Raw genomic sequence first — 18,930 nt, forward strand, 5'->3', positions numbered from 1 at the left:
CGAGGAGGAATCATGGCGGACATGGCTCGGGAGGCCAAGCGCGAACTCGGCGCGACGGACAAGCCCGACATGCAGTGGCGGATCGTCGGCGGCCTGCTCGGCCTGGCGGTGGGCTTCTGCTCGCGCAAGTTGCTGTCGTTCGCGTGGGAGAGGGCGACCGGCAAGAAGCCGCCGGCGAGCGCCGACTCCCCCGACATCGGACTCGGCGAGGCGATCGCGTACGCCGTGGTGATGGGCCTGGGCATGGAGATCACGCGGATCGTCGTCACGCGGTCGGCGGCGAAGAAGTGGCGCTCCTGGAAGGACGCCGCCCGGGACCTCACTCCCTAGGAGCGGCCGGCTCCCCGGACTCCAGGGCCGTGAGGAAGTCGCTGGCCCACCTGTCCACGTTGTAGGTCGCGACCCTGCGCCTGAGCGAGCGCATCCGGCGCGCCAGCTCGTGCGGGGTCGCCCGCATCGCCGCCAGCATCGCCCGCTTCATGCCGGCGATGTCGTACGGGTTGACCGTGTAGGCCTGGCGCAGCTCGTCGGCCGCTCCGGCGAACTCGCTCAGCACGAGCGCCCCGCGCAGGTCGTGGCGGCAGGCGACGTACTCCTTGGCGACGAGGTTCATGCCGTCGCGCAGCGGCGTGACGACCATGACGTCGGCCGCGCAGTAGAGCGCCGCCAGCTCCTCCTTGTTGTACGACTGGTGGAGGTAGGAGATCGGCATGCGGCCGAGCATGCCGTGCTCGCCGTTGATGCGGCCCACCCTCAGCTCGATGTCGTTGCGCAGCCGGATGTACTCGGCGACCCGCTCGCGGGTGGGCGTGGCGACCTGCACGAAGACCGCCTCGTCCGGCTTGATCGCGCCGTCGTCGAGCAGCTCGCCGAACGCCTTGAGCCGCTGGCCGATGCCCTTGGTGTAGTCGAGCCGGTCGACGCCGAGCAGCACGTGCTCGGGATCGCCCAGCTCGGCGCGGATCTCCTTGGCCCGCTGCTGGATGCGCGGCTCGCGGACGAGCTGGTCCAGCTCGCCGAAGTCGACAGAGATCGGGAACGACTCGGCACGGACCGTCCGGTCCTCGAGCTGGATCTCGTTGCGGAGGTACTGCACGCCGAGCAGGCGGCGGCACAGGCGCAGGAAGTTGGCGGCGCCGCCCGGCCGCTGGAAGCCCACGAGATCGGCCCCGAGCAGTCCTTCGAGGATCTCGTTGCGCCAGGGCAGCTGGTAGAACAGCTCGCCCGGCGGGAACGGGATGTGCAGGAAGAACCCGATCTTCAGGTCGGGCCGCAGCTTCCGCAGCATCGCGGGCACGAGCTGGAGCTGGTAGTCCTGCACCCACACGACCGCGCCGGGCGCGGCGGCGTCCGCGGCCGCGCGGGCGAACCGGTCGTTGACCGCCCGGTAGGCGTCCCAGAGCACGCGCGAGTAGACGGGCGTGGCGACCACGTCGTGGTAGAGCGGCCACAGTGTGGCGTTGGAGAAGCCTTCGTAGTACAGCTCGACCTCGAGCTGCGACAGCGGGATGGGGATCAGGTGCATCCCGTCGTGGTCGAAGGGCTTCAGCTCCTCTCCCGCCGCCCCGGTCCAGCCGAGCCAGGCCCCGTCACGGCGTTGCATGACGGGCGCGATGGCGGTCACGAGCCCGCCCGGGCTACGCCGCCACTCGTTCTCGCCCACGCGATCGACCGGCAGCCGGTTCGCGACGATCAGAAATGAGCTGGTGCCACGCATGAATCCCCTCCAGGTGGTCGCCTGTGACCACCATACGGAAAGTCACCAGTGACCCCCATACCCGTAAGAACGTGCACAATCCACGCCTGTGCCTGTGAGAATGATCTCACGCAGCTCATACGGGGTCGGCAAGAGGTTTAGACCAATCGGTGACACTTCTCTATCTGGAAGATCAGGACGGCCGGAGAGTGGCGATTGGGACGGGCACCGGGGCGGCCGCGTGTCACCAGGGGGACGGAGACCGGCCGGGCAAGGACCCGGATCGCGGGACGGGGACCGGCGCGGAAGCGGGGATCGGCCCGGCGAAAGGGCCCGCGAAAGGGCCCCGCGAAAGGGCCCGGCGAGAGGGAGATCAGCCGGCCCGCGGGGCGGCAGCCGGCCTGCAAAGCGTCAGCCGGGTGGCAGGGCGTCAGCCGGGCGGCAGGGCGCGCTGGCGGCGCAGATCCGCGCGCACGGCGGTGGCGAGTTTCCTGGTGGCGACCCGGTTGAGCGCGCCGCCGGCCACGGCGCCGGTGAGGAAGGGGCCGAGCGTGGTGAGGTGGCGGCCGAGCGTGCGCATCAGGCGGTTGCGCAGGGCGGTCTTGGCGGCGGTCCCGAGTGCGATCGTGGCCGAGCCGGGGGCGAGGGGGTTGACGCCCCGCTGCTTCGACCAGGCGAGCGCGAACGCGGCCGCCCTCTGGGTGCCGTTGCCGGGGACCTTCACGCCGTACACCTCGTGCAGTTCGGCGAGGAGCTTCACTTCGATGGCCGCGACGACCAGCGTCTCGGCCACGATCTGGGCGGGTGCGGACAGCAGGAGCGGCGGGGCGGCGAACTCGGCCGCGGCGAGCGCTCCGCCGACCGCGCCGACCGCCATCGTCGCCTTCGCGGCGGTGCGGACGAGATCGTCGGCGAGTTGCTCGCCGGTGAGCCCGTAGTGGTGTTCCCGCAGCGTCTCGTAGTCTCTGACCGGTAACCGCGGGGCGATGTTCATGAAGACGTCGGCCAGCCACCGGCCGCGGCCGACCCCCCGTTCGCGCGCCTTCCTTGCGGACCTTGCCAAGGCCCCGCTGAGGCGGCCGAGCAGCCGACGCCGCTCGGCCCCGTCCGTCTCCTCAGGGGCGACGAGTTTGCCGACCAGGTCGGCCACCTCGTTGTTTGATTCATCCGCTGCTGAAGTCACGGACCCTCCCAAGGGTCTCCTAGGCGGCGCACTCGCGGCAGACCTGCTGGCCGTTCTTCTCCGAGGCCAGCTGGCTGCGGTGGTGCACCAGGAAGCACCGCGAGCAGGTGAATTCATCGGCCTGCCGAGGAATCACCCGCAGCGAGAGCTCCTCGTTCGACAGATCCGCCCCCGGCAGCTCCAGCGACTCGGCCAGATCGGTCTCGTCGATGTCGATGCTGCCCGACGACTTGTCGCTCCTGCGCGCCTGGAGTTCCTGGAGGCTGTCCTCGCTGAGGTCGTCGTCGGTCTTACGCGGGCTGTCGTAGTCGGTAGCCATCTGCTACTCCATCCCCCTCATCTATCTGCCTGCGCCTGTGTCGCGCGTGGATAACGCTCGGAAGGCCGGTGTTGTGCCCGCGGGAGCCGCTAAATTGTGCATTCGGTACCCGCTTGAACGAACACTGAACCTTCCGACACGCGAGGGGCATCCCACCGGGGGCTGCGGTTAGCCAAATATGGCGAAAACCACAGTATCGGCGGTATCCCCACCGCGTTCGACGGCACATCCAACCACATGTGCGGCGTGCACGCTCCATCAGCGCGCCGACTGCGGCGTCCCCGGAGATGCCCCGGCTCCTGAGAGACGCACCGTCACCACGAGACCGCCCCCGTCGCGGGGGACGGCGGCGACCGTTCCGCCGTGCGCGCGAACGATCGCGCGCACGATGGACAGGCCGAGACCCGCGCCCTTGGCGGACTGGACCCGGTCGGCATTCAGACGCCGGAACGGCTCGAACAGGCTCTCCACCTCGTACGCGGGAACGTGCGGTCCCGTGTTCGCGACCTGAACAACCGCACCCCCGTCGACAATTCCCGACCGGACCCATACTTTTCCGGACTCGCCGACATTGTGCTTGATGCCGTTCTCGACGAGGTTGGAGACACAGCGTTCTATGAGGACGGGGTCGCCCGTCGTGGCCGCCGGGTGGAGGTCGTGCTCGACCGTCACGCCCTCCTCCTCGGCGAAGGGAGCCAGTTGCTCCACCGCCGTCCTGGCGACCTCCTGGACGTCCACGGGCTTTCGCACCGACAGCTCGCGCTCGCTGCGGGCGAGCAGCAGCAGGCCCTCGATCAGCCGCTCGTTGCGCGCGGTGGTGCCGAGGAGCGTGCGCCCGAGCACCTTGAGGTCGTCCGACGCCTCGGGGTCGGACAGGGCCACCTCCAGCACCGTGCGATTGATCGCCAGCGGCGTCCGCAGCTCGTGCGAGGCGTTGTCCACGAACCTCCGCTGCGCGTCGAAGGCGGTGTTGAGCCGGGTGAGCATCGCGTCGAAGGTGTCGGCCAGCTCCTTCAGCTCGTCGTCGGGGCCCTGGAGGTCGATGCGCTCGTGGGCGAGCGAGGTCTCCGACAGCTTCCGCGCGGTCGCCGTCATCTTGATGACGGGCCGCAGCGCCCGGTCCGCCACGACGTATCCCAGCATCAGCGCCAGGATCCCCACGCCAAGCAGCGCCAGCAGGGCCCGCTTCAGCAGCTCGGCCCGGGCCACCGCGGTGACCTCCGCCTGCGACTGGGCGAACTGGTGGTTGGCCTCGTCGATCCACTCCTGCGGCACGCTCCCGCGCGGGAATATGATCTGCGGCACACTCTGCCAGCCGATGTCGATGGCCTGGCCGATCAGCACGTACATGACCAGCACCAGCAGCGCGCCGGCGACGAAGACCAGCGCGGCGTACGTGAGGGTCAGACGCCAGCGGATGCTGATGCGGTTCTGCAGCGACTTGATCTCGTTGAGCAGGTTGCCCCGCTGCACGGGGTGGGCCACCAGGGGAGGCGGGCCGTCCCAGGCGGGCGGGCCGCTGGGCGGCGGCGGCACCTGGCTGCGATAGGGACCGGTGCCCATCGGGTTCGACATCCGCCGGGTGCGACCCGCCGGGGCCTGGCCGGCGGCCGGAGCCGCCACGTCCGGCGAGGTCGCGGCGGCGTCCGATTCGCCGGGCGCCGGGAGGATCTGGGGCGTCCTCCTCTCGGAGGCGTCACGCGGTTCGCTCACAGGGCCCCCTCCCCCGGGACGTGGCGGTGGCGCGGGTCGTCACAGCCGGTACCCGACCCCGGGCACGGTCTCGATGACCGGCGGATCGCCCAGCTTCTTGCGCAGCGTCATCATGGTCACCCTGACCACGTTGGTGAACGGGTCGATGTTCTCGTCCCACGCCTTGTCGAGCAGGTCCTCCTGGCTGACGACGGCGCCCTCGGCCCGCATCAGCTCCTCCAGCACCGCGAACTCCTTCTTGGTGAGGTGGACCTCGACCCCGTCCCTCGTCACCTGGCGTTTGCCGGGGTCGAGGCGGATGCCGGCGCGTTCGAGCACGGGCGGCAGCGGCGGCGCGGACCTGCGGCCGAGCGCGCGCACCCGGGCCACAAGCTCCATGAACACGAACGGCTTGGCCAGATAGTCGTCGGCGCCCAGCTCCAGCCCCTCGACCTTGTCGTCCACGTCGCCCGCGGCGGTCAGCATGATGATCCGCGAGGCCGACCGCTGGGCGACCAGGCGGCGGGCCACCTCGTCGCCGTGCACCTTGGGCAGGTCGCGGTCGAGCACGATCACGTCGTAGTCGATGTAGCCGGTCTTCTCCAAGGCGGCGGCGCCGTCGTAGGCGACGTCCACGGCCATCGCCTCCCGGCGGAGGCCGGTTGCGATCGCGTCCGCGAGCACCCGCTCGTCCTCCACCACAAGCACGCGCATCAAGTCCTCCTAGCTGGTACGACGCCCCTCATTGTGGCCATATTCGACGTAAGCCGCCGGTAAGCGGTTCCGGCGCTCTACGTGACGTAGAGCACAGAAATTCACAGGTTTACGTCCGACCCGGACATGGGTAAGGCCCGTGACACCCTCCATTGTCGTGTGCCGGGGAAGGGCGCTCCTCTCCGCAGGATTCGTGCCGAGCCCCCCGTGACACGTTTCGCCCCCTGAGAAAGAAGGTGAGATGGGCGAGTTCACGACCACGATCGAAACCAGGCTCGACCAGGCCTACAAGGGTCTTGAAGAGGCCACCACGAGCGGGGACGACTTCCTCGCCGACACCCTCACCGCCGAGATCGAGGACCTGCACCGCCTCGCCGAGGATCACGGCATCGACATCCAGCGCTGACCGGAACCGACACTGACGAGGGGGCCCGCCGTACGGCGGGCCCCCTCGCCTGTACGTAAGGCGAAGCCGGCGCGAACTCTTCGCGAACTCTGCGCGAACTCACCGGCCCCAAGGCTCTGTCAGGCGAAGTCGTCGCGGTCCACGTCGGCCTCGGACATGGCCTCCTTGAGCTTGGCGGCCATCTCGGTGTCCTGAGGTTCGTGTCGCGAGTCGCCCTCCCGGGCGGGCGCGGCCTGCCGTGACAGGGCCTGGTCGTTCTGATCGGTCTTGGGGGCGTTCTCTTCGGGAACGGTCATGTTCTGCTCCTTCTCCCGTCGTCTCGCGCCGCGTACCCGCGAGGCGGCCGGGCATGCCGCCGTGACCAGGGCAATCACCCTCGCGCGCGCGGAGGCCCCGGTCGCGGTCGGGGTCCTCAGTCGCGCTCGGGGTCGAGGGGGACGAGCAGGTCGTGCAGTTCCTCGAAGAGCCCCGGGGCCGCGCACAGCGCCATGTCGGGACTGACCGGCCTGCCGTTCAGGCCGCCGAGGCGGGCTCCGGCCTCCGCGGCGATCAGGCCGGCCGCCGCGTGGTCCCAGTAGTTGGCGCCGCGCTCGTAGTAGGCGTCGACGCGGCCCGCGGCGACCGAGCAGAGATCGACCGCGCAGGAGCCGCCGCGCCGGATGTCCCTGACCTGGGGCACCACCTGCGCCAGCACCTCGGCCTGCACCCGGCGCCGCCCCGCCGCGTAGCCGAACCCGGTGGCGACGAGGGCCTTGGCCAGCGGAACGCCGGTGTTGCAGCGCAGCCGCTCGCCCCTCAGCCAGGCGCCGCCGCCCTTCGACGCGGTGAACAACTCGCCGCGCGGCACGTTGTGCACCACTCCGGCGACGATCTCGCCGTCCACCTCGACGCCGATGCTGACCGCCCAGTCCGGCAGGCCGTACAGGAAGTTGACCGTGCCGTCGATGGGGTCGACGACCCACCGGACGCCGCCCTCGCCGGGGGTGTCGCCGCCCTCCTCGCCGAGGACCGCGTCGTGCGGCCTGGCCTCGGCGATCCTGGCGCGGATCAGTTCCTCCGCGGCCCGGTCGAGCGCGGTGACGACGTCGGTGGGGCTCGACTTGGTGGCGAGCACCTCGGGCCGCGCGGGCCGCTTGGCGAGGAGCATCTGGCCGGCCTCCTCCGCTATGCCGGTCGCCAGCTCCAGCAGCTCCTCCACCCGCGCCCGGTCATGCCGGTACTCCCGCTCGTCCATCCTGGCCTGCCCCCTCCTCGTACGTGCTCACACCGAAGCGGCCGGCGCCCGGCTCGGGCGTCGGCCGCACGGATGACATCCTCCCAAACCAGGATGTACCGCCATTCACCCGTCAGCTGAGGGACGGTGGCCGGGTCCACTCCTCGCCCAGGACGTGCTGCGCCAGGAAGGCCAGGACGGTCTCGTACCAGGCGACGGCGTTGCCGGGCTTGAGCACCCAGTGGTTCTCGTCGGGGAAGTAGAGGAACTTCGACTCGACCCCCGAGCGCTGGAGGTCCCACCACAGCCGCAGGCCCTCGCCGATCGGCACGCGGTAGTCCTTGTCGCCGTGGATCACCAGCATCGGCGTCCTGATATCGCCGAGCGACCGGTGGGGCGACAGCCGGGCGTAGCGGGCGGACCCGAGGGCGCCGAACTCGCGCTGCCAGAAGTTCGCGCCGTCGGTGGTGCCCGCGAACTGCTCCAGGTTCCACAGCGAGGCGTGCGTCACGACGGCCCGGAACCTGTCGGTGTGCCCGGCGACCCAGTTCGCCATGTAGCCGCCGAACGAGCCGCCCATCGCCGCCGTCCGCTGCTCGTCGATCTCCGGCCGCTTGAGGCACTCGTCCGTGATCGCCATGAGGTCGGCGTGGGTCACCGGTCCCCAGTCGCCCCAGCCCCGCTGGAGCATGTCCTGGCCATACCCGGTGGACAGGCAGGGATCGGGCAACAGCACCGCGTAGCCGTGCCTGGCCATGATCCAGGGGTTCCAGCGCCAGCTCCAGTCGTTCCAGCTCGACACCGGGCCGCCGTGGATCCACAGCAGGAACGGCGCCGGGTCCTCGGCGGTCGCGTCCGCGGGGACGACCAGCCAGCCCCGGATCTCGGTCCCGTCCTCGGCCGTCGCGGTCACCTCGGTCAGCGTGCCGGGCAGGTCGAGCGGCGGCGTGGGCGAGGGCAGCGTGGTGACCGACCCGTCGGCGGCCACACGCACCGGACGCGGCGGCGAGTCGATCGCGCCACGCAGGGCGTAGACCGAGCCGTCGGGGGCCGGGCACAGCTCGGCGTACGCGCCGTCGTCCGAGGTCAGCCCGGTGACCGCGCCGTCCAGGGTGGCGCGGAAGATCGGCCGGCGGCCCCGGTGGTCGGCGGCGAAGAACAGCTCCCGCGAGGAGGGCGCCCACGCGACCGAGGCGGGGAAGACCTCCCCGGCGACCGCGCGCCCCTCACCGGTGGACAGGTCGACCACCCACAGGTCGAGCGCGATCGGCGTCTCCTCGGTGCCGTGGTGCTCACGCAGGCAGGCGACGTGCCGCCCGTCGGGCGACACCGTGACCGGCCCGGCGAAGTCGTGCCCCTCGGACGTCGCGAGCGTGCGCCGCGACCCGTCCGCGACGTCCACGGCGACCAGGTCCCAGCGGACGTCGCCGTTCGGGAGCGCAACCCGCCAGGTCGTGACCACGGTCTCCCCGTCCGGGGTGACGTCGAACGACAGGTGCTCGTCCAGCGCGCCGCCGGGCTCCGGCGTGAGGTCCCGCACGTCCTCCAGGCCCTCGCGCGCGGCGCGGCCGGCGAAGAACCTGGTCTGCGCCGGGCCGAGGTCGTGGTCCCAGTAGCGCACCGGGTAGCCCTCGTGCAGGATCGCGCTGACCCCGGCCTCGTCGCGGGCCTTGCGGCGCTCCTCCTCGGTGGCGGCGTCGCCGGGCAGCACCTCGGAGGCGTAGACGACCGTGCCGCCGGCCGCCCGGACGCCGCCGATCCCGCCGGGGCGGGTGGCGACGCGCACCGGCTCGCCGCGCTCGGGCAGCAGCCACAGGGCGGCCGTGTCGCCGCCGCTCTCCTTCGCCGTCTCGTCGGGCCGCCGGGAGACGAAGAACAGGGTCCCGTCGGGGGCGAACTCGGCCCCCGCCTCTCCCTTCGCCGACCGGGTCAGCCGGCGGGGCTCGCCTCCGGGGTCCTGGGGGATCTCCCACAGCGCGGTGCCGTACGACTTGCCGTCGGAGTTGAGCGACTGGACCACGGACACGAGCCGGGTCCCGTCGGGCGACAGCCGCAGGGCGTTCACGCGCGGCAGGGCCATGTACTCGCGGATGTCCGGAAATTGGCTCACCGCTCGAACCTACTCGCTGACGCGCGCACCGCCCAAGCCATACAGGCGCGGGCGGAACCGTCGTACCGTCCGCGTAAGGTGTGGCGCATGGGGAGCACCAACGGATACGACGCCCTGCTGGTCGTCTCCTTCGGAGGGCCGGAGAAACCCGAGGACGTCATGCCGTTCCTGGAGAACGTCGTGCGCGGCCGGGGCGTGCCGCGCGAGCGGCTGCTGGAGGTCGAGGCGCACTACCAGGGGTTCGGCGGGATCAGCCCGATCAACCAGCAGTGCCGCGACCTGATCGCCGCGCTCGACGTGGACCTGCCGGTCTACTGGGGCAACCGCAACTGGCACCCGTTCCTGGAGGACACGGTGCTGCGGATGAAGGAGGACGGCGTCCGCAAGGCGGCGGCCTTCGTGACCGCGGCCTACAGCTCCTACTCCAGCTGCCGGCAGTACCTCGACGACATCGCCCGTGCCCGCGCCGCCGTCCCCGGCGCCCCCGAGATCGTCAAGCTCCGCCACTACTACGACCATCCCGGATTCATCGCGGCGATGGCCGACCACACCCGCGAGGCCCTCGACCGGCTGCCCGCCGGCGCCCGCGAGCAGGCCCGCCTCGTGTTCACCGCGCACAGCATCCCCGTCTCCATGGCCCGCACCGCCGGGCCCGCGGGGGGCGCGTACGAGGCCCAGCTCAGGCGGGCCGCCGAACTGGTGACCACGCATGTCGACGAGGGGCGGGCCTGGGACCTGGTCTGGCAGAGCCGCAGCGGCCCGCCGCAGGTGCCCTGGCTGGAGCCCGACGTCTGCGACCATCTGGAGGCGCTGCACGCCGAGGGCGTGCGGTCGGCCGTCCTGGTGCCCATCGGGTTCGTCTCCGACCACATGGAGGTCGTCTACGACCTCGACGTGGAGGCCGCGGCCACGGCCGAGAAGCTGGGCATGGCCCTCACCAGGGCCTCGACCGCGGGCACCCACCCGCGGTTCGTGTCGATGGTGGCCGAACTGCTCGCCGAGCCCGAGCCCGCGCCGTGCGCGGCGACCTGCTGCCCGGCGCCCGTCCGGCCCGCCCACCGGCCGGGCCGGTAGCGGCGCCGCAGCGACACGGCAGGACCCGCCGTCGCGGGTTCCACCGCGCGTCAGGAGGCGTACGTGCGGGCGTACGCCTCCGCGAGCGACAGGACCTTGTTCACGTAGTCCCAGGAGTGGTTGTAGAACCAGACGGCCTTCCTGAGCTTGTCGCCGCCTGCTCCGGCCCCGTTCGCGCACAGGTATTTGGCGGCCGACGGCACCGCGTCGTAGGGACTCCAGATGTCCGCCTCGCCGTCGCCGTCGCCGTCCACGCCGTACACCTTCCAGGTGGCGGGCATGAACTGCATCGGCCCGAGCGCCCCCGCGGACGAGGGGCCGTTGTTGCGGCCGTGGCTGCTCTCGACCTGGCCGATCGCGGCGAGGACGGTCCACGAGAGGCCGGGGCAGACCGTGGCGGACCGCTGGTAGAGGTCCAGGTAGCTCGTGGGCCGTCCCACCAGGGCCCGCCCCGGCGTGGCCGTGGCGCGCGGCCGGACGGCGGCCGCGCCGACCCTCACGACCTGCGCGCCCTTGCCGAGCAGGCGCGCGACCGTCTTGTCGCTCATCTTGCCCGGGTCGCCGTGGACCAGCACCACGACGCCGCCGGGGAAGCCGAGCTTGCGGCCCAGGTCCTGGCTGACCAGGCCGTCGACGCCGGGCAGCCCGAGCGAGGCCGAGGCCGCGACGCGCAGCCGGGGGCCCCGGTCGATCTGGTACTCCGCGCCGAGCACCATGCCGAGACGTTTGACCGTGGCCGCGTCGGCGACCATCTCGCCCCGCGCGAGCGCGCTCCACACCTCCGGGTGATCGGCCACGTTCTTCGGCGTCCACGACCGGAACGTGGCCGGGTCGACCGCGAGCAGCCGCAGGGTCGTGCCGGACACGCGCACCGCGCCTCCGTCGGCGACCGCCACCTTCTGCACGTGCCGCAGCTTGGCGATCTTCAACAGGGTGCTCTGCGGCACCTGCTTCGGGGAGATCGCCAGGAGGTGCGGCAGCGTGACCTGCACGCCGGGCCCGCCGACGACGGGCGCGCTCGACGGCAGCGTGCGGTCGGGCATGAGGCTTCCCGCCGTCGCCCGCGCGGCCGGCAGGGGGTTGTCGGCCCGCGTGCGGTCCGTCTCCGCCCGGCCGCCGCCGGCCGCCAGCGCGCCGTCACCGGGCCAGGTGGCCAGGAAGGCGGTGCCCGCGGCGATGACGCACAGGATCACGACCGCGAGGCCGGACACGATCGGGCGCAGCCGCATGGAGGCGGAATGAGTGGACGACCTCACTTCAGCCCCTCCACCCCCGACGCGGAAAAATCACTTGCCTCATGATATGCGGGTAGGCGATGGTCAAACCGGAGACAAACGCCGTCCGCGTGTCCCGGGACCGCCCGGGGCCGCTGCCGCTGTCGAACGGCCGGCCCGGACGCACACGCACAACAGTGCCGAACACAGTGCCGAAGGGGAACACACCATGGTCGGGCCGTATCGCGGGCTGTTCGGCACGCCCGGAGTCAAGGGCTTCGTCATCGCGGGGTTCGTCGGGCGGGCGCCCATGTCGATGCTCGGCATCGGCGTCATTCTGCTGATCACCGCCATCACCGGCTCGTACGCGAAGGCCGGAGCCGTGGCGGCCACCCTCTCGATCGCGGTCGCCGTGGCCGGGCCCCTCACCGGACGGCTGGTGGACCGGTTCGGCCAGGCGCGGGTGCTGGTCCCGCTGGTGCTGCTGCACGGCTGCTCGCTCACCGCCCTGATGCTGTGCGCGCACGCCGGGGCGCCCGAGTGGACGCTGTACGCCGCCGGCGCGGCGTCGGGGGCCACCGGGATCTCGCTCGGCTCGATGGTCAGGGCCCGCTGGTCGCACGTGCTCGCCGACCCCGCCAAGCTGCACACCGCGTTCTCGTTCGAGTCCGTGGCCGACGAGGTGATCTTCGTCGGCGGCCCCGCCTTCGTGACCGCACTCACGATCGCGATCAACCCCTACGCGGGCCTGATCGCCGCGATCGTGCTGACCGTGTCGGGCACACTCGCGTTCGCCTCGCTCCGCGGCACCGAGCCGCCCGCCGTACGGCACCGGGGGGCGGCCGGGTCCCCGATCGCGATCCCGGGCGTGGCGCTGCTGTCGGCGGTCTTCCTGGCCATGGGCGCGGTGTTCGGTTCCGTCGACATCATCACCGTGGCCTTCGCGGAGGAGCACGGCAGCAAGGGCGCGGCCGGTCTGCTGCTCGCCTCGATCGCGTGCGGCAGCGCGGTCTCCGGCCTGTGGTACGGCTCGCGGCACTGGAAGATCAGCCTGCGCGCCCGGTTCGTCCGCGGACTGTCGCTGTTCGCCGCCGGGCTCACGCCGGTGCTGCTCATGCGCGACGTGCGGGTCATGGCGCTGGCGCTCTTCGTCGCCGGCCTGTCCATCTCGCCCACCCTCATCACCGGGTTCTCGCTGGTGGAGCGCCTGGTCCCGGCGACCCAGCTCAACGAGGGCATGGCGTGGATCACCACCTCGATCAACCTCGGCGTGGCCGTGGGCTCCTGGGCGGGCGGACGGCTGACCGACGTGTTCGGGGCGTCCAACGCGTACGGCTTCTCCTACGCCTGCGCGCTGCTCGCGGCCGTCGTGGGCCTCGCGGGCTCCGCGCTGGTCAGGGTGCGTCACCAGCACACGAACTGAGACAGAGGCCGGCCCCGTAGGCAGCGGGGCGATTCATGAGTAGTGTTCATGTTCACCCCGGGGCAGGTGCCGGGGCGAGGAGGAGCATGGACGCCTTCGTCAACTGGGCGCGCAACCAGTCGGTCACCCCCGCGGAGGTCCGCGCCCCCGCGTCAGCGGCCCAGGTGGCCGACGCCGTACGGGACGCCGCGAAGACGGGCCGGCGGGTGCGCATGACCGGCACGGGGCACTCGTTCACCGGGGTCGCGCTCACCGACGGCATCCTGCTGCGCCCCGGCGCGCTGACCGGTGTCCTCGACGCGGGCGACGGCTGGGTCAAGGTCGCCGCGGGCACCCCGCTGCACGCGCTCAACGAGGAACTCCACCGGCGCGGCCTGGCGCTGGCCAACATGGGCGACATCACGGCCCAGACCGCCGCCGGGGCGATCCAGACCGGGACCCACGGCACCGGCAGGCACGTCGGCGGCCTCGCCGACCAGGTCGTCGAACTGGAGATGGTGCTCGCCGACGGCTCCGTGACGACCGTGCGCGAGGGCGACCTGTTCGACGCGGCCCGGGTGGGCCTCGGCGCGCTCGGCATCCTGACCGCCGTCACGTTCCGGGTCGAACCCGCGTTCCTGCTGCGCAACCGCCGCGAGCCGACGGCGTTCAGCCGGATCCTCGACACCTTGGACGACCTGACGGAGGCCGACGACCACCTCGACTTCTTCTGGCTCCCGCACACCGACACCTGCCTGGTCAAGCGCAACGACCGCCACCCCGGCCCCGCCCGGCCGCCCGCCGCATTCAAGCGCTGGCTCGACAACGTCTTCCTGGAGAACACGCTGTTCGGCGCGGCCTGCGCCCTCGGGGCCCGCCTTCCCGGCGCGGTGCCCGCGATCAACGGGATCTCCGCGCGCATGCTCGGCGCGTCGGAGTGCGTCGACACCTCTTACAAGATCTTCACGTCCGTGCGCGAGGTCCGCTTCCTGGAGATGGAGTACGCCGTCCCGCGCCACCACCTCGCCCAGGCCCTGCGGGAGACGCGGGACCTCGTGGAGCGGTCGGGCTGGCCGATCACCTTCCCGGTCGAGGTGCGGGTCACGCCGCCCTCGGACGCCTGGCTGTCCACCGCGTACGGCAGGCCCTCGGCGTACGTCGCCTGCCACGTCTACCGCCAGGCGCCCAACCCCGCGTACTTCGAGGGCGTGGAGGAGATCATGACCAGGCTGGGGGGCCGGCCCCACTGGGGCAAACTGCACACCCGGGACGCGGACTACCTGCGTGGCGTGTATCCGAGGTTCGGCGACTTCCTCGCGCTGCGCCGCGAAATGGACCCGGACGGGCTGTTCTCCAACGATTACCTCGACCGGGTGCTCGGCGCGTCGCGGGAAGGCTGACCCCATGGCCGCGTAAAGTCCCTCTCCACGGTCCGGCGTCTTCCGCGTGTCGCGTTGCCCGCGCCGGCCCTCGGGCAGGCACATTGCGGAGCACGGGCACACCAGAGCCCGGCGCGCCACTCGAACCCGAGGGAGCAAGCAGGAATGAGACCCTCCCGCAGGTCCGGCCGCACGGCGTACGGCACGGTCACGCGGCCGTGCGCCGCGCCCGCGCCGTACGGACGGGCGGTGGGCGCGCACCACCTGAGGAGACACGACCCTCGCTCTCGCCTTCTGGGCCGGATCGGCGGCGCGGCCGCCGCTTGTGGACTGCCGCTCCCGGACGACCGACAGGTTGCGGAAAGGTGAACGCGAAAAATGTGACCGGGGTCACAACATCTGCCTCGCCCCCTGGCGAGGCGATGTTCGGACATGCCGGGTACGGTGCTGGAAGGCAACCGGCTCACGCGAGAGACTCAAGGGTCCGGGGGAAGACAGAGCACGACGACGAAGGGACTCGCATGCAGGAGCTCCGTCTCGTCGCGGTAAGTGAGGACGGAACGTACCTCGTTCTGGCGACGGCCGGGCGGGGCACGCGCTTCACGCTGCCCGTCGACGACCGGCTCCGCGCTGCGGTTCGCGGCAACTTCTCCCGTCTCGGCCAGTACGAGATCGAAGTGGAGAGCCCGTTGCGTCCCAAGGAGATCCAGGCGCGCATCCGTGCCGGCGAGACGGCGGAGGAGATCGCGGCCACCGCCGGCATTCCGGTGGAGAGAGTCCGCTGGTTCGAGGGACCGGTTCTCCAAGAGCGCGAGTACATGGCCCAGCAGGCCCAGCGGGTCTCGGTCCGGATGCCGGGCGAGACGACCCCCGGGCCCACGCTCGGCGAGCTGGTCGCCGAGCGGCTGACCCGCCGCGGCGTGCCCGCCGACGAGATCGACTGGGACTCCGCCAAGCGCGACGACAACCTGTGGCGGGTGCGGCTCGGCTTCGTCTGGAACGGTCACACCCGCCACGCCGAGTGGCTGTTCGACCCGCGCCGCCGCCACATCACCCCCAACGACGACGAGGCCATGCGCCTGTCGGCCGCCGAGTACGTCGAGCCCGAGCGGGACGACGCCACCGTGCGCCCCTTCGTGCCCCGCCTCGCGTCCAAGCTCGCCCCGGTGCCGCCGCTGCCCGAGGAGACCTCTCCCCGCCGCGACGAGCCGGGTCTCAGCGTGCCTGCCGTACGCTCCGAGCCGGCCGCGCTCCCCGAGCCCGTGCCGCCGCGGCTGAGCCCGCCGCTGCGCGCGGAGACCGGCCGCCCCGAGCCGTACGCGGACGAGCCGGCGGCGTACCGGCCCGAGCTGACCCCGGTGCCCTTCCGGCTGCCGCAGTCGCTCATCGCCACGCCCGATGCCGTGCTCCCGCCGCCCGCAGCCGAAACCAGGGTGGAGCCCACGCCGCAGATCGGACCCGCCGCGCAGGCCGCGCCCCAGCCGTCCGCGGATGCCGTCGCACCCGCGCCCGCGGTGGACGCCGCCGCATCGGTCCCTGTGACCGGCGGGGACAGCGCCGTCGGCGAGACCGCGGTCGCCGGACCGGCGTCCCGCCCGCAGGAGCCCGCCGTCCCGGACGCGGCGCCCGACGTCCCGACCAGCGTGACGCCATCCGGTGGAGCGGCGGACACGCAGGAGGCCGCGCGCCCGGCGACGTCCGCGGACCGGGTGTCCGCCGAGGACTCCACGACGCCTACGAGCACCACGGCGACCCCGGAGTCCACTGCGGACGCCGAGGCGTCGGACGCCGTGGCCGCTGTGGTGTCCGCCCAGGACGCCGAGGGCGGCGCCTCCGGCCGCGAGAGCGCGGAGGCCGCCGTCGAGACGACCACCGCAGCCGCGGAGGCCGCGACACCGGCCGAGCCCTCGACCGCCGCGCCCGCGGCGCAGCCGGTCCCCGGCGCGGCCACGGACACGGCTGCGGACACAGTGGCGGACACGGTGGCGACTGCGGACACGGACACGACGACGGACCCGGCCGAGGGCGGCGCGACGGACGAGGCGCCGTCGGCGGCCGCCGTTCCCGTCGCCGTCCCCGCCCCCGCTCCGCCGGCGGAGTCCGCGAAGGAACCCGCTGCGGGCCCCGCGACCGACGCCACGGCCGACGCCACGGCGGTGAGCGTGCCCGCGCCGAGCGCGCCCCCGGAGGGCACCGCGACGCCCACCTCAGCACCCGCCCCGAAGGCCGCCGCGACGCCTTCCGCTCCGGCCGCACCGGCGACTCCTGCCGCTCCGGCGGCGGAGGCCACCACGCCCGCGGCCCCGGCGGCACAGGCCACGTCAGGGGCCCCGGCGGCGGAGGCCACGCCGCCCGCGCAGCCTGCGACCGAGGCCGCGCCCGCGCCGCAGGCACCCGCGGCCCAGGCTCCCGCTGCCGCCCCGGCTCCCCGGACGGGAGACGCCGGGAAGAGCCAGCGCGCGGGCGACGGGTCCAAGGACGGGGCGAAGGAGGCGCAGAAGGAGGCTCCGAAGGACGCCAAGCCGGAGACGCCCGCCCCGCCCGTGCCGAAGCCGGCTCCCCCGCGGCCCCGCACGTCGCGCGGACGCCGAGCGTCGGTGCCGACCTGGGACGAGATCATGTTCGGCGCGCGCAAGCAGGACTGACCGCACAGGACGCGGCGTCGTCCCGCTGCGGGGCGGAGCCGTCCACGGAGCCGGCGTCGTCACGACCGGCGTAGGGAGGAAGGCCGGTCGGCGGGTTCGCGAACTCGCCGGCCGGCCTTCCGCCGTCCGTCCGGGGCGTGCCCGCGGTCCCGGACTCCCCGTCGCCTCAGGACGCGCCCCGGGACGCTCGTCGATTCGCGGCGTGACCGGACGCGCTTCTCCCGGCATTCCACGCGGTCAGGCCCATCCGAGACCGTCCGGAACAGTTCCGCACGATCATGAACCTTGTCCCGCGTCCCGTCGATCAAGGATCTTCCGTGATGCACCCCTCTCCCGGCACCCGGCCGGGGCTCGGGGCCTTCCCCACGGAGGTTCTCCTTGCATCGACGATCACGGTGGGAACGCGTACGCGTGATGGCGGCGGCCGCGGTCGTGACCGCCGGCACGCTGGTCGCGCTCCCCCAGGCGGCGCACGCGGCGGTCACGGGGCCCCCGCCGCAGGCGTCCGCCTTCGATCACGTCCTCTACTGGAACAGCGTCTTCCTCGACACCATCCGCACCCTTCCCCGGGACGGCGTCGACCCGCAGTACAGCCACGACGGGGACCCGACCCGGCTCGCGCGGGCCGGTGCCATGCTGCACATCGCACTCCACGACGCGAACTGGCCGGCCGCGCCGGTCACGTACCTGCCGAAGATCACGCAGCAGAACCCGAACGACTCGATAGAGGCCACGATGGACGCGGCGGCGCACCGCGTGCTCGAACATCTCTATCCGTACATCGACTTCGACGCGAACCTCGCCTACGCGCTCGCGCAGATCCCCTCGTCGGTGCCGTCCAGCTACGTCCAGGGCGGCCGGGCCGACGGCGAGAGGATCGGCGACCTGATGATCGCCGAAAGGTCGGGGGACGGACCGGCGTTCGACCTCTCGTACACGGAGGGCACGGTCCCCGGCGCGTGGCGGCAGACGGGCTCAGGACCGGCGGTGACGCCGAACTGGGGGAAGCTCAAACCGTTCGCCATGACGTCCCCCACGCAGTTCCGGCCACCGCCGCCCGGCGGCTTCACCTCCTACGACCAACTCGTCCGCAGCTCCCAGTACGCGCAGCAGGTCAACGAGGTCAAGGCGTACGGCGGGGCGAAGAGCCCCACCTCGCGGTCGGCCGACCAGACGCAGGCGGCGTTCTTCTGGGCCAACGACGGCAAGGGCACCTATCGGCCGGTGGGGCAGCTGTTCGCCATCACCCAGACGGTCGCCAAGCAGAGGGGGCTGAGGCAGAACGAGACGGCCGAGCTGTTCAACCTCGTGTCCATGGCGCTGGCCGACGCGTCGATCGTCGCCTGGGGAGCGAAGTTCGACACGCCGATCGACCTGTGGCGGCCGGAGAGCGCGATCAAGCTGGCCGACACGAGCCTCAACCCCGCCATCACGCCCGATCCCTCCTGGGAGCCGCTGTCGGTGAACACCGCCGGGCAGCACTTCTCGCCGCCCTTCCCCTCGTACGTATCGGGGCACGCCACGTTCGCGGGAGCCTGGGCGGGCGTGATGCAGAGGTGGTTCGGGCACACCCTGACCTTCACCGCGCCCACCGACGATCCGAACGCCAACCCGAAGACCAGGACCTTCACGAGTTTCGAGCAGGCCGCCGAGGAGGACGCCCTGAGCAGGCTCTGGCTCGGCGTCCACTACCGCTGGGACGCCGACAGCGGACTCGACGCGGGATTCAACCTGGGTGACTTCGTCTACGTGACCAAGCGCGACCAGGGATAGGAACCGAGCACGACCTCCAGGCCCTCCGGGCGGCGCAATCCGCTGACCCGGGGGGCTGCCTCGCGTCATCGATCTTTGTTAGTGTTTCGCCCGGATCGACGCCGAAGCGT

At 72.3% G+C, this 18,930-nt stretch carries 16 protein-coding genes; 7 read left to right on the plus strand and 9 right to left on the minus strand.

Features of this window, described 5'->3' with window-relative positions:
* Positions 1–12 precede the first annotated feature (12 nt).
* The gene (locus FLW16_RS11170; RefSeq protein WP_185949363.1) at positions 13–330 is read left to right on the plus strand and encodes a DUF4235 domain-containing protein; all 318 of its coding nucleotides are present in this window, start codon (positions 13–15) and stop codon (positions 328–330) included.
* Here the strand turns inward: FLW16_RS11170 and FLW16_RS11175 are convergent.
* The 5 genes from FLW16_RS11175 to FLW16_RS11195 form a co-directional block, all read right to left on the minus strand.
* Entirely contained in the window at positions 320–1,717 is a 1,398-nt protein-coding gene (locus tag FLW16_RS11175; protein WP_142559936.1) for a trehalose-6-phosphate synthase, read from the minus strand. The genes FLW16_RS11170 and FLW16_RS11175 overlap by 11 nt on opposite strands.
* A 409-nt stretch (positions 1,718–2,126) precedes the next feature.
* Complete coding sequence (locus FLW16_RS11180) at positions 2,127–2,879, minus strand: hypothetical protein (RefSeq protein ID WP_260615164.1); 753 nt, start codon at positions 2,877–2,879, stop codon at positions 2,127–2,129.
* A gap of 19 nt (positions 2,880–2,898) precedes the next feature.
* Positions 2,899–3,198, minus strand: a complete 300-nt coding sequence (locus tag FLW16_RS11185) for a DUF4193 domain-containing protein (RefSeq protein WP_030454398.1) — start codon at positions 3,196–3,198, stop codon at positions 2,899–2,901.
* A gap of 258 nt (positions 3,199–3,456) precedes the next feature.
* Positions 3,457–4,911, minus strand: a complete 1,455-nt coding sequence (locus FLW16_RS11190) for a cell wall metabolism sensor histidine kinase WalK (RefSeq protein ID WP_260615166.1) — start codon at positions 4,909–4,911, stop codon at positions 3,457–3,459.
* A gap of 39 nt (positions 4,912–4,950) precedes the next feature.
* Positions 4,951–5,604, minus strand: a complete 654-nt coding sequence (locus tag FLW16_RS11195; protein ID WP_142559937.1) for a response regulator transcription factor — start codon at positions 5,602–5,604, stop codon at positions 4,951–4,953.
* A 241-nt stretch (positions 5,605–5,845) separates the two neighbouring features.
* Here FLW16_RS11195 and FLW16_RS43580 point away from each other — a divergent pair, with 241 nt between their 5' ends.
* The gene (locus FLW16_RS43580; protein ID WP_167530612.1) at positions 5,846–6,010 is read left to right on the plus strand and encodes a hypothetical protein; all 165 of its coding nucleotides are present in this window, start codon (positions 5,846–5,848) and stop codon (positions 6,008–6,010) included.
* 119 nt (positions 6,011–6,129) lie between these two features.
* Here FLW16_RS43580 and FLW16_RS43585 read toward each other — a convergent pair whose 3' ends face one another.
* From FLW16_RS43585 to FLW16_RS11205, 3 genes are all read right to left on the minus strand, one after another.
* Positions 6,130–6,306 carry a hypothetical protein gene (locus tag FLW16_RS43585; RefSeq protein WP_185949364.1) on the minus strand — a complete coding sequence of 59 codons (177 nt, stop codon included), beginning with the start codon at positions 6,304–6,306 and terminating at the stop codon, positions 6,130–6,132.
* A gap of 116 nt (positions 6,307–6,422) precedes the next feature.
* Positions 6,423–7,244: an inositol monophosphatase family protein gene (locus tag FLW16_RS11200; protein WP_142559938.1), complete on the minus strand. Its 822-nt coding sequence runs from the start codon at positions 7,242–7,244 to the stop codon at positions 6,423–6,425.
* Between the two features lie 112 nt (positions 7,245–7,356).
* Positions 7,357–9,303, minus strand: coding sequence for a S9 family peptidase (locus FLW16_RS11205; protein WP_142560168.1), 1,947 nt, complete (start codon positions 9,301–9,303; stop codon positions 7,357–7,359).
* A 117-nt stretch (positions 9,304–9,420) separates the two neighbouring features.
* On the opposite strand from FLW16_RS11205, the gene FLW16_RS11210 reads away from it, so the two are divergent.
* On the plus strand, positions 9,421–10,407 hold the full coding sequence (locus FLW16_RS11210) for a ferrochelatase (protein ID WP_142559939.1): 987 nt from the start codon (positions 9,421–9,423) through the stop codon (positions 10,405–10,407).
* A 50-nt stretch (positions 10,408–10,457) separates the two neighbouring features.
* On the opposite strand, the gene FLW16_RS45910 is transcribed toward FLW16_RS11210, so the two are convergent.
* Entirely contained in the window at positions 10,458–11,663 is a 1,206-nt protein-coding gene (locus FLW16_RS45910) for a lytic transglycosylase domain-containing protein (protein WP_312847129.1), read from the minus strand.
* Positions 11,664–11,850: 187 nt separating this feature from the next.
* Here FLW16_RS45910 and FLW16_RS11220 point away from each other — a divergent pair, with 187 nt between their 5' ends.
* From FLW16_RS11220 to FLW16_RS11240, 4 genes are all read left to right on the plus strand, one after another.
* On the plus strand, positions 11,851–13,044 hold the full coding sequence (locus FLW16_RS11220) for an MFS transporter (protein ID WP_142559940.1): 1,194 nt from the start codon (positions 11,851–11,853) through the stop codon (positions 13,042–13,044).
* A gap of 86 nt (positions 13,045–13,130) precedes the next feature.
* Entirely contained in the window at positions 13,131–14,423 is a 1,293-nt protein-coding gene (locus FLW16_RS11225) for a D-arabinono-1,4-lactone oxidase (protein ID WP_142559941.1), read from the plus strand.
* Positions 14,424–14,923: 500 nt separating this feature from the next.
* A complete protein-coding gene (gene sepH / locus FLW16_RS44445) occupies positions 14,924–17,047 on the plus strand; it encodes a septation protein SepH (protein WP_221891020.1) in 2,124 nt (707 codons plus the stop codon).
* A gap of 378 nt (positions 17,048–17,425) precedes the next feature.
* Complete coding sequence (locus FLW16_RS11240; RefSeq protein ID WP_142559942.1) at positions 17,426–18,820, plus strand: vanadium-dependent haloperoxidase; 1,395 nt, start codon at positions 17,426–17,428, stop codon at positions 18,818–18,820.
* Positions 18,821–18,930 lie beyond the last annotated feature (110 nt).

Source organism: Microbispora sp. KK1-11 (assembly GCF_006874435.1).
GTDB lineage: Bacteria > Actinomycetota > Actinomycetes > Streptosporangiales > Streptosporangiaceae > Microbispora > Microbispora catharanthi.

What these genes read in the sequence shown, in the direction of transcription:
- FLW16_RS11175 (WP_142559936.1), bottom strand. Translation starts at nt 1,717, where the DNA reads ATGCGTGGCACCAGCTCATTTCTGATCGTCGCGAACCGGCTGCCGGTC.
- FLW16_RS43580 (WP_167530612.1), top strand. Translation starts at nt 5,846, where the DNA reads ATGGGCGAGTTCACGACCACGATCGAAACCAGGCTCGACCAGGCCTAC.
- FLW16_RS11195 (WP_142559937.1), bottom strand. Translation starts at nt 5,604, where the DNA reads ATGCGCGTGCTTGTGGTGGAGGACGAGCGGGTGCTCGCGGACGCGATC.
- FLW16_RS11205 (WP_142560168.1), bottom strand. Translation starts at nt 9,303, where the DNA reads ATGGCCCTGCCGCGCGTGAACGCCCTGCGGCTGTCGCCCGACGGGACC.
- FLW16_RS11170 (WP_185949363.1), top strand. Translation starts at nt 13, where the DNA reads ATGGCGGACATGGCTCGGGAGGCCAAGCGCGAACTCGGCGCGACGGAC.
- sepH (WP_221891020.1), top strand. Translation starts at nt 14,924, where the DNA reads ATGCAGGAGCTCCGTCTCGTCGCGGTAAGTGAGGACGGAACGTACCTC.
- FLW16_RS43585 (WP_185949364.1), bottom strand. Translation starts at nt 6,306, where the DNA reads ATGACCGTTCCCGAAGAGAACGCCCCCAAGACCGATCAGAACGACCAG.
- FLW16_RS11225 (WP_142559941.1), top strand. Translation starts at nt 13,131, where the DNA reads ATGGACGCCTTCGTCAACTGGGCGCGCAACCAGTCGGTCACCCCCGCG.
- FLW16_RS11220 (WP_142559940.1), top strand. Translation starts at nt 11,851, where the DNA reads ATGGTCGGGCCGTATCGCGGGCTGTTCGGCACGCCCGGAGTCAAGGGC.
- FLW16_RS11210 (WP_142559939.1), top strand. Translation starts at nt 9,421, where the DNA reads ATGGGGAGCACCAACGGATACGACGCCCTGCTGGTCGTCTCCTTCGGA.
- FLW16_RS11185 (WP_030454398.1), bottom strand. Translation starts at nt 3,198, where the DNA reads ATGGCTACCGACTACGACAGCCCGCGTAAGACCGACGACGACCTCAGC.
- FLW16_RS11200 (WP_142559938.1), bottom strand. Translation starts at nt 7,244, where the DNA reads ATGGACGAGCGGGAGTACCGGCATGACCGGGCGCGGGTGGAGGAGCTG.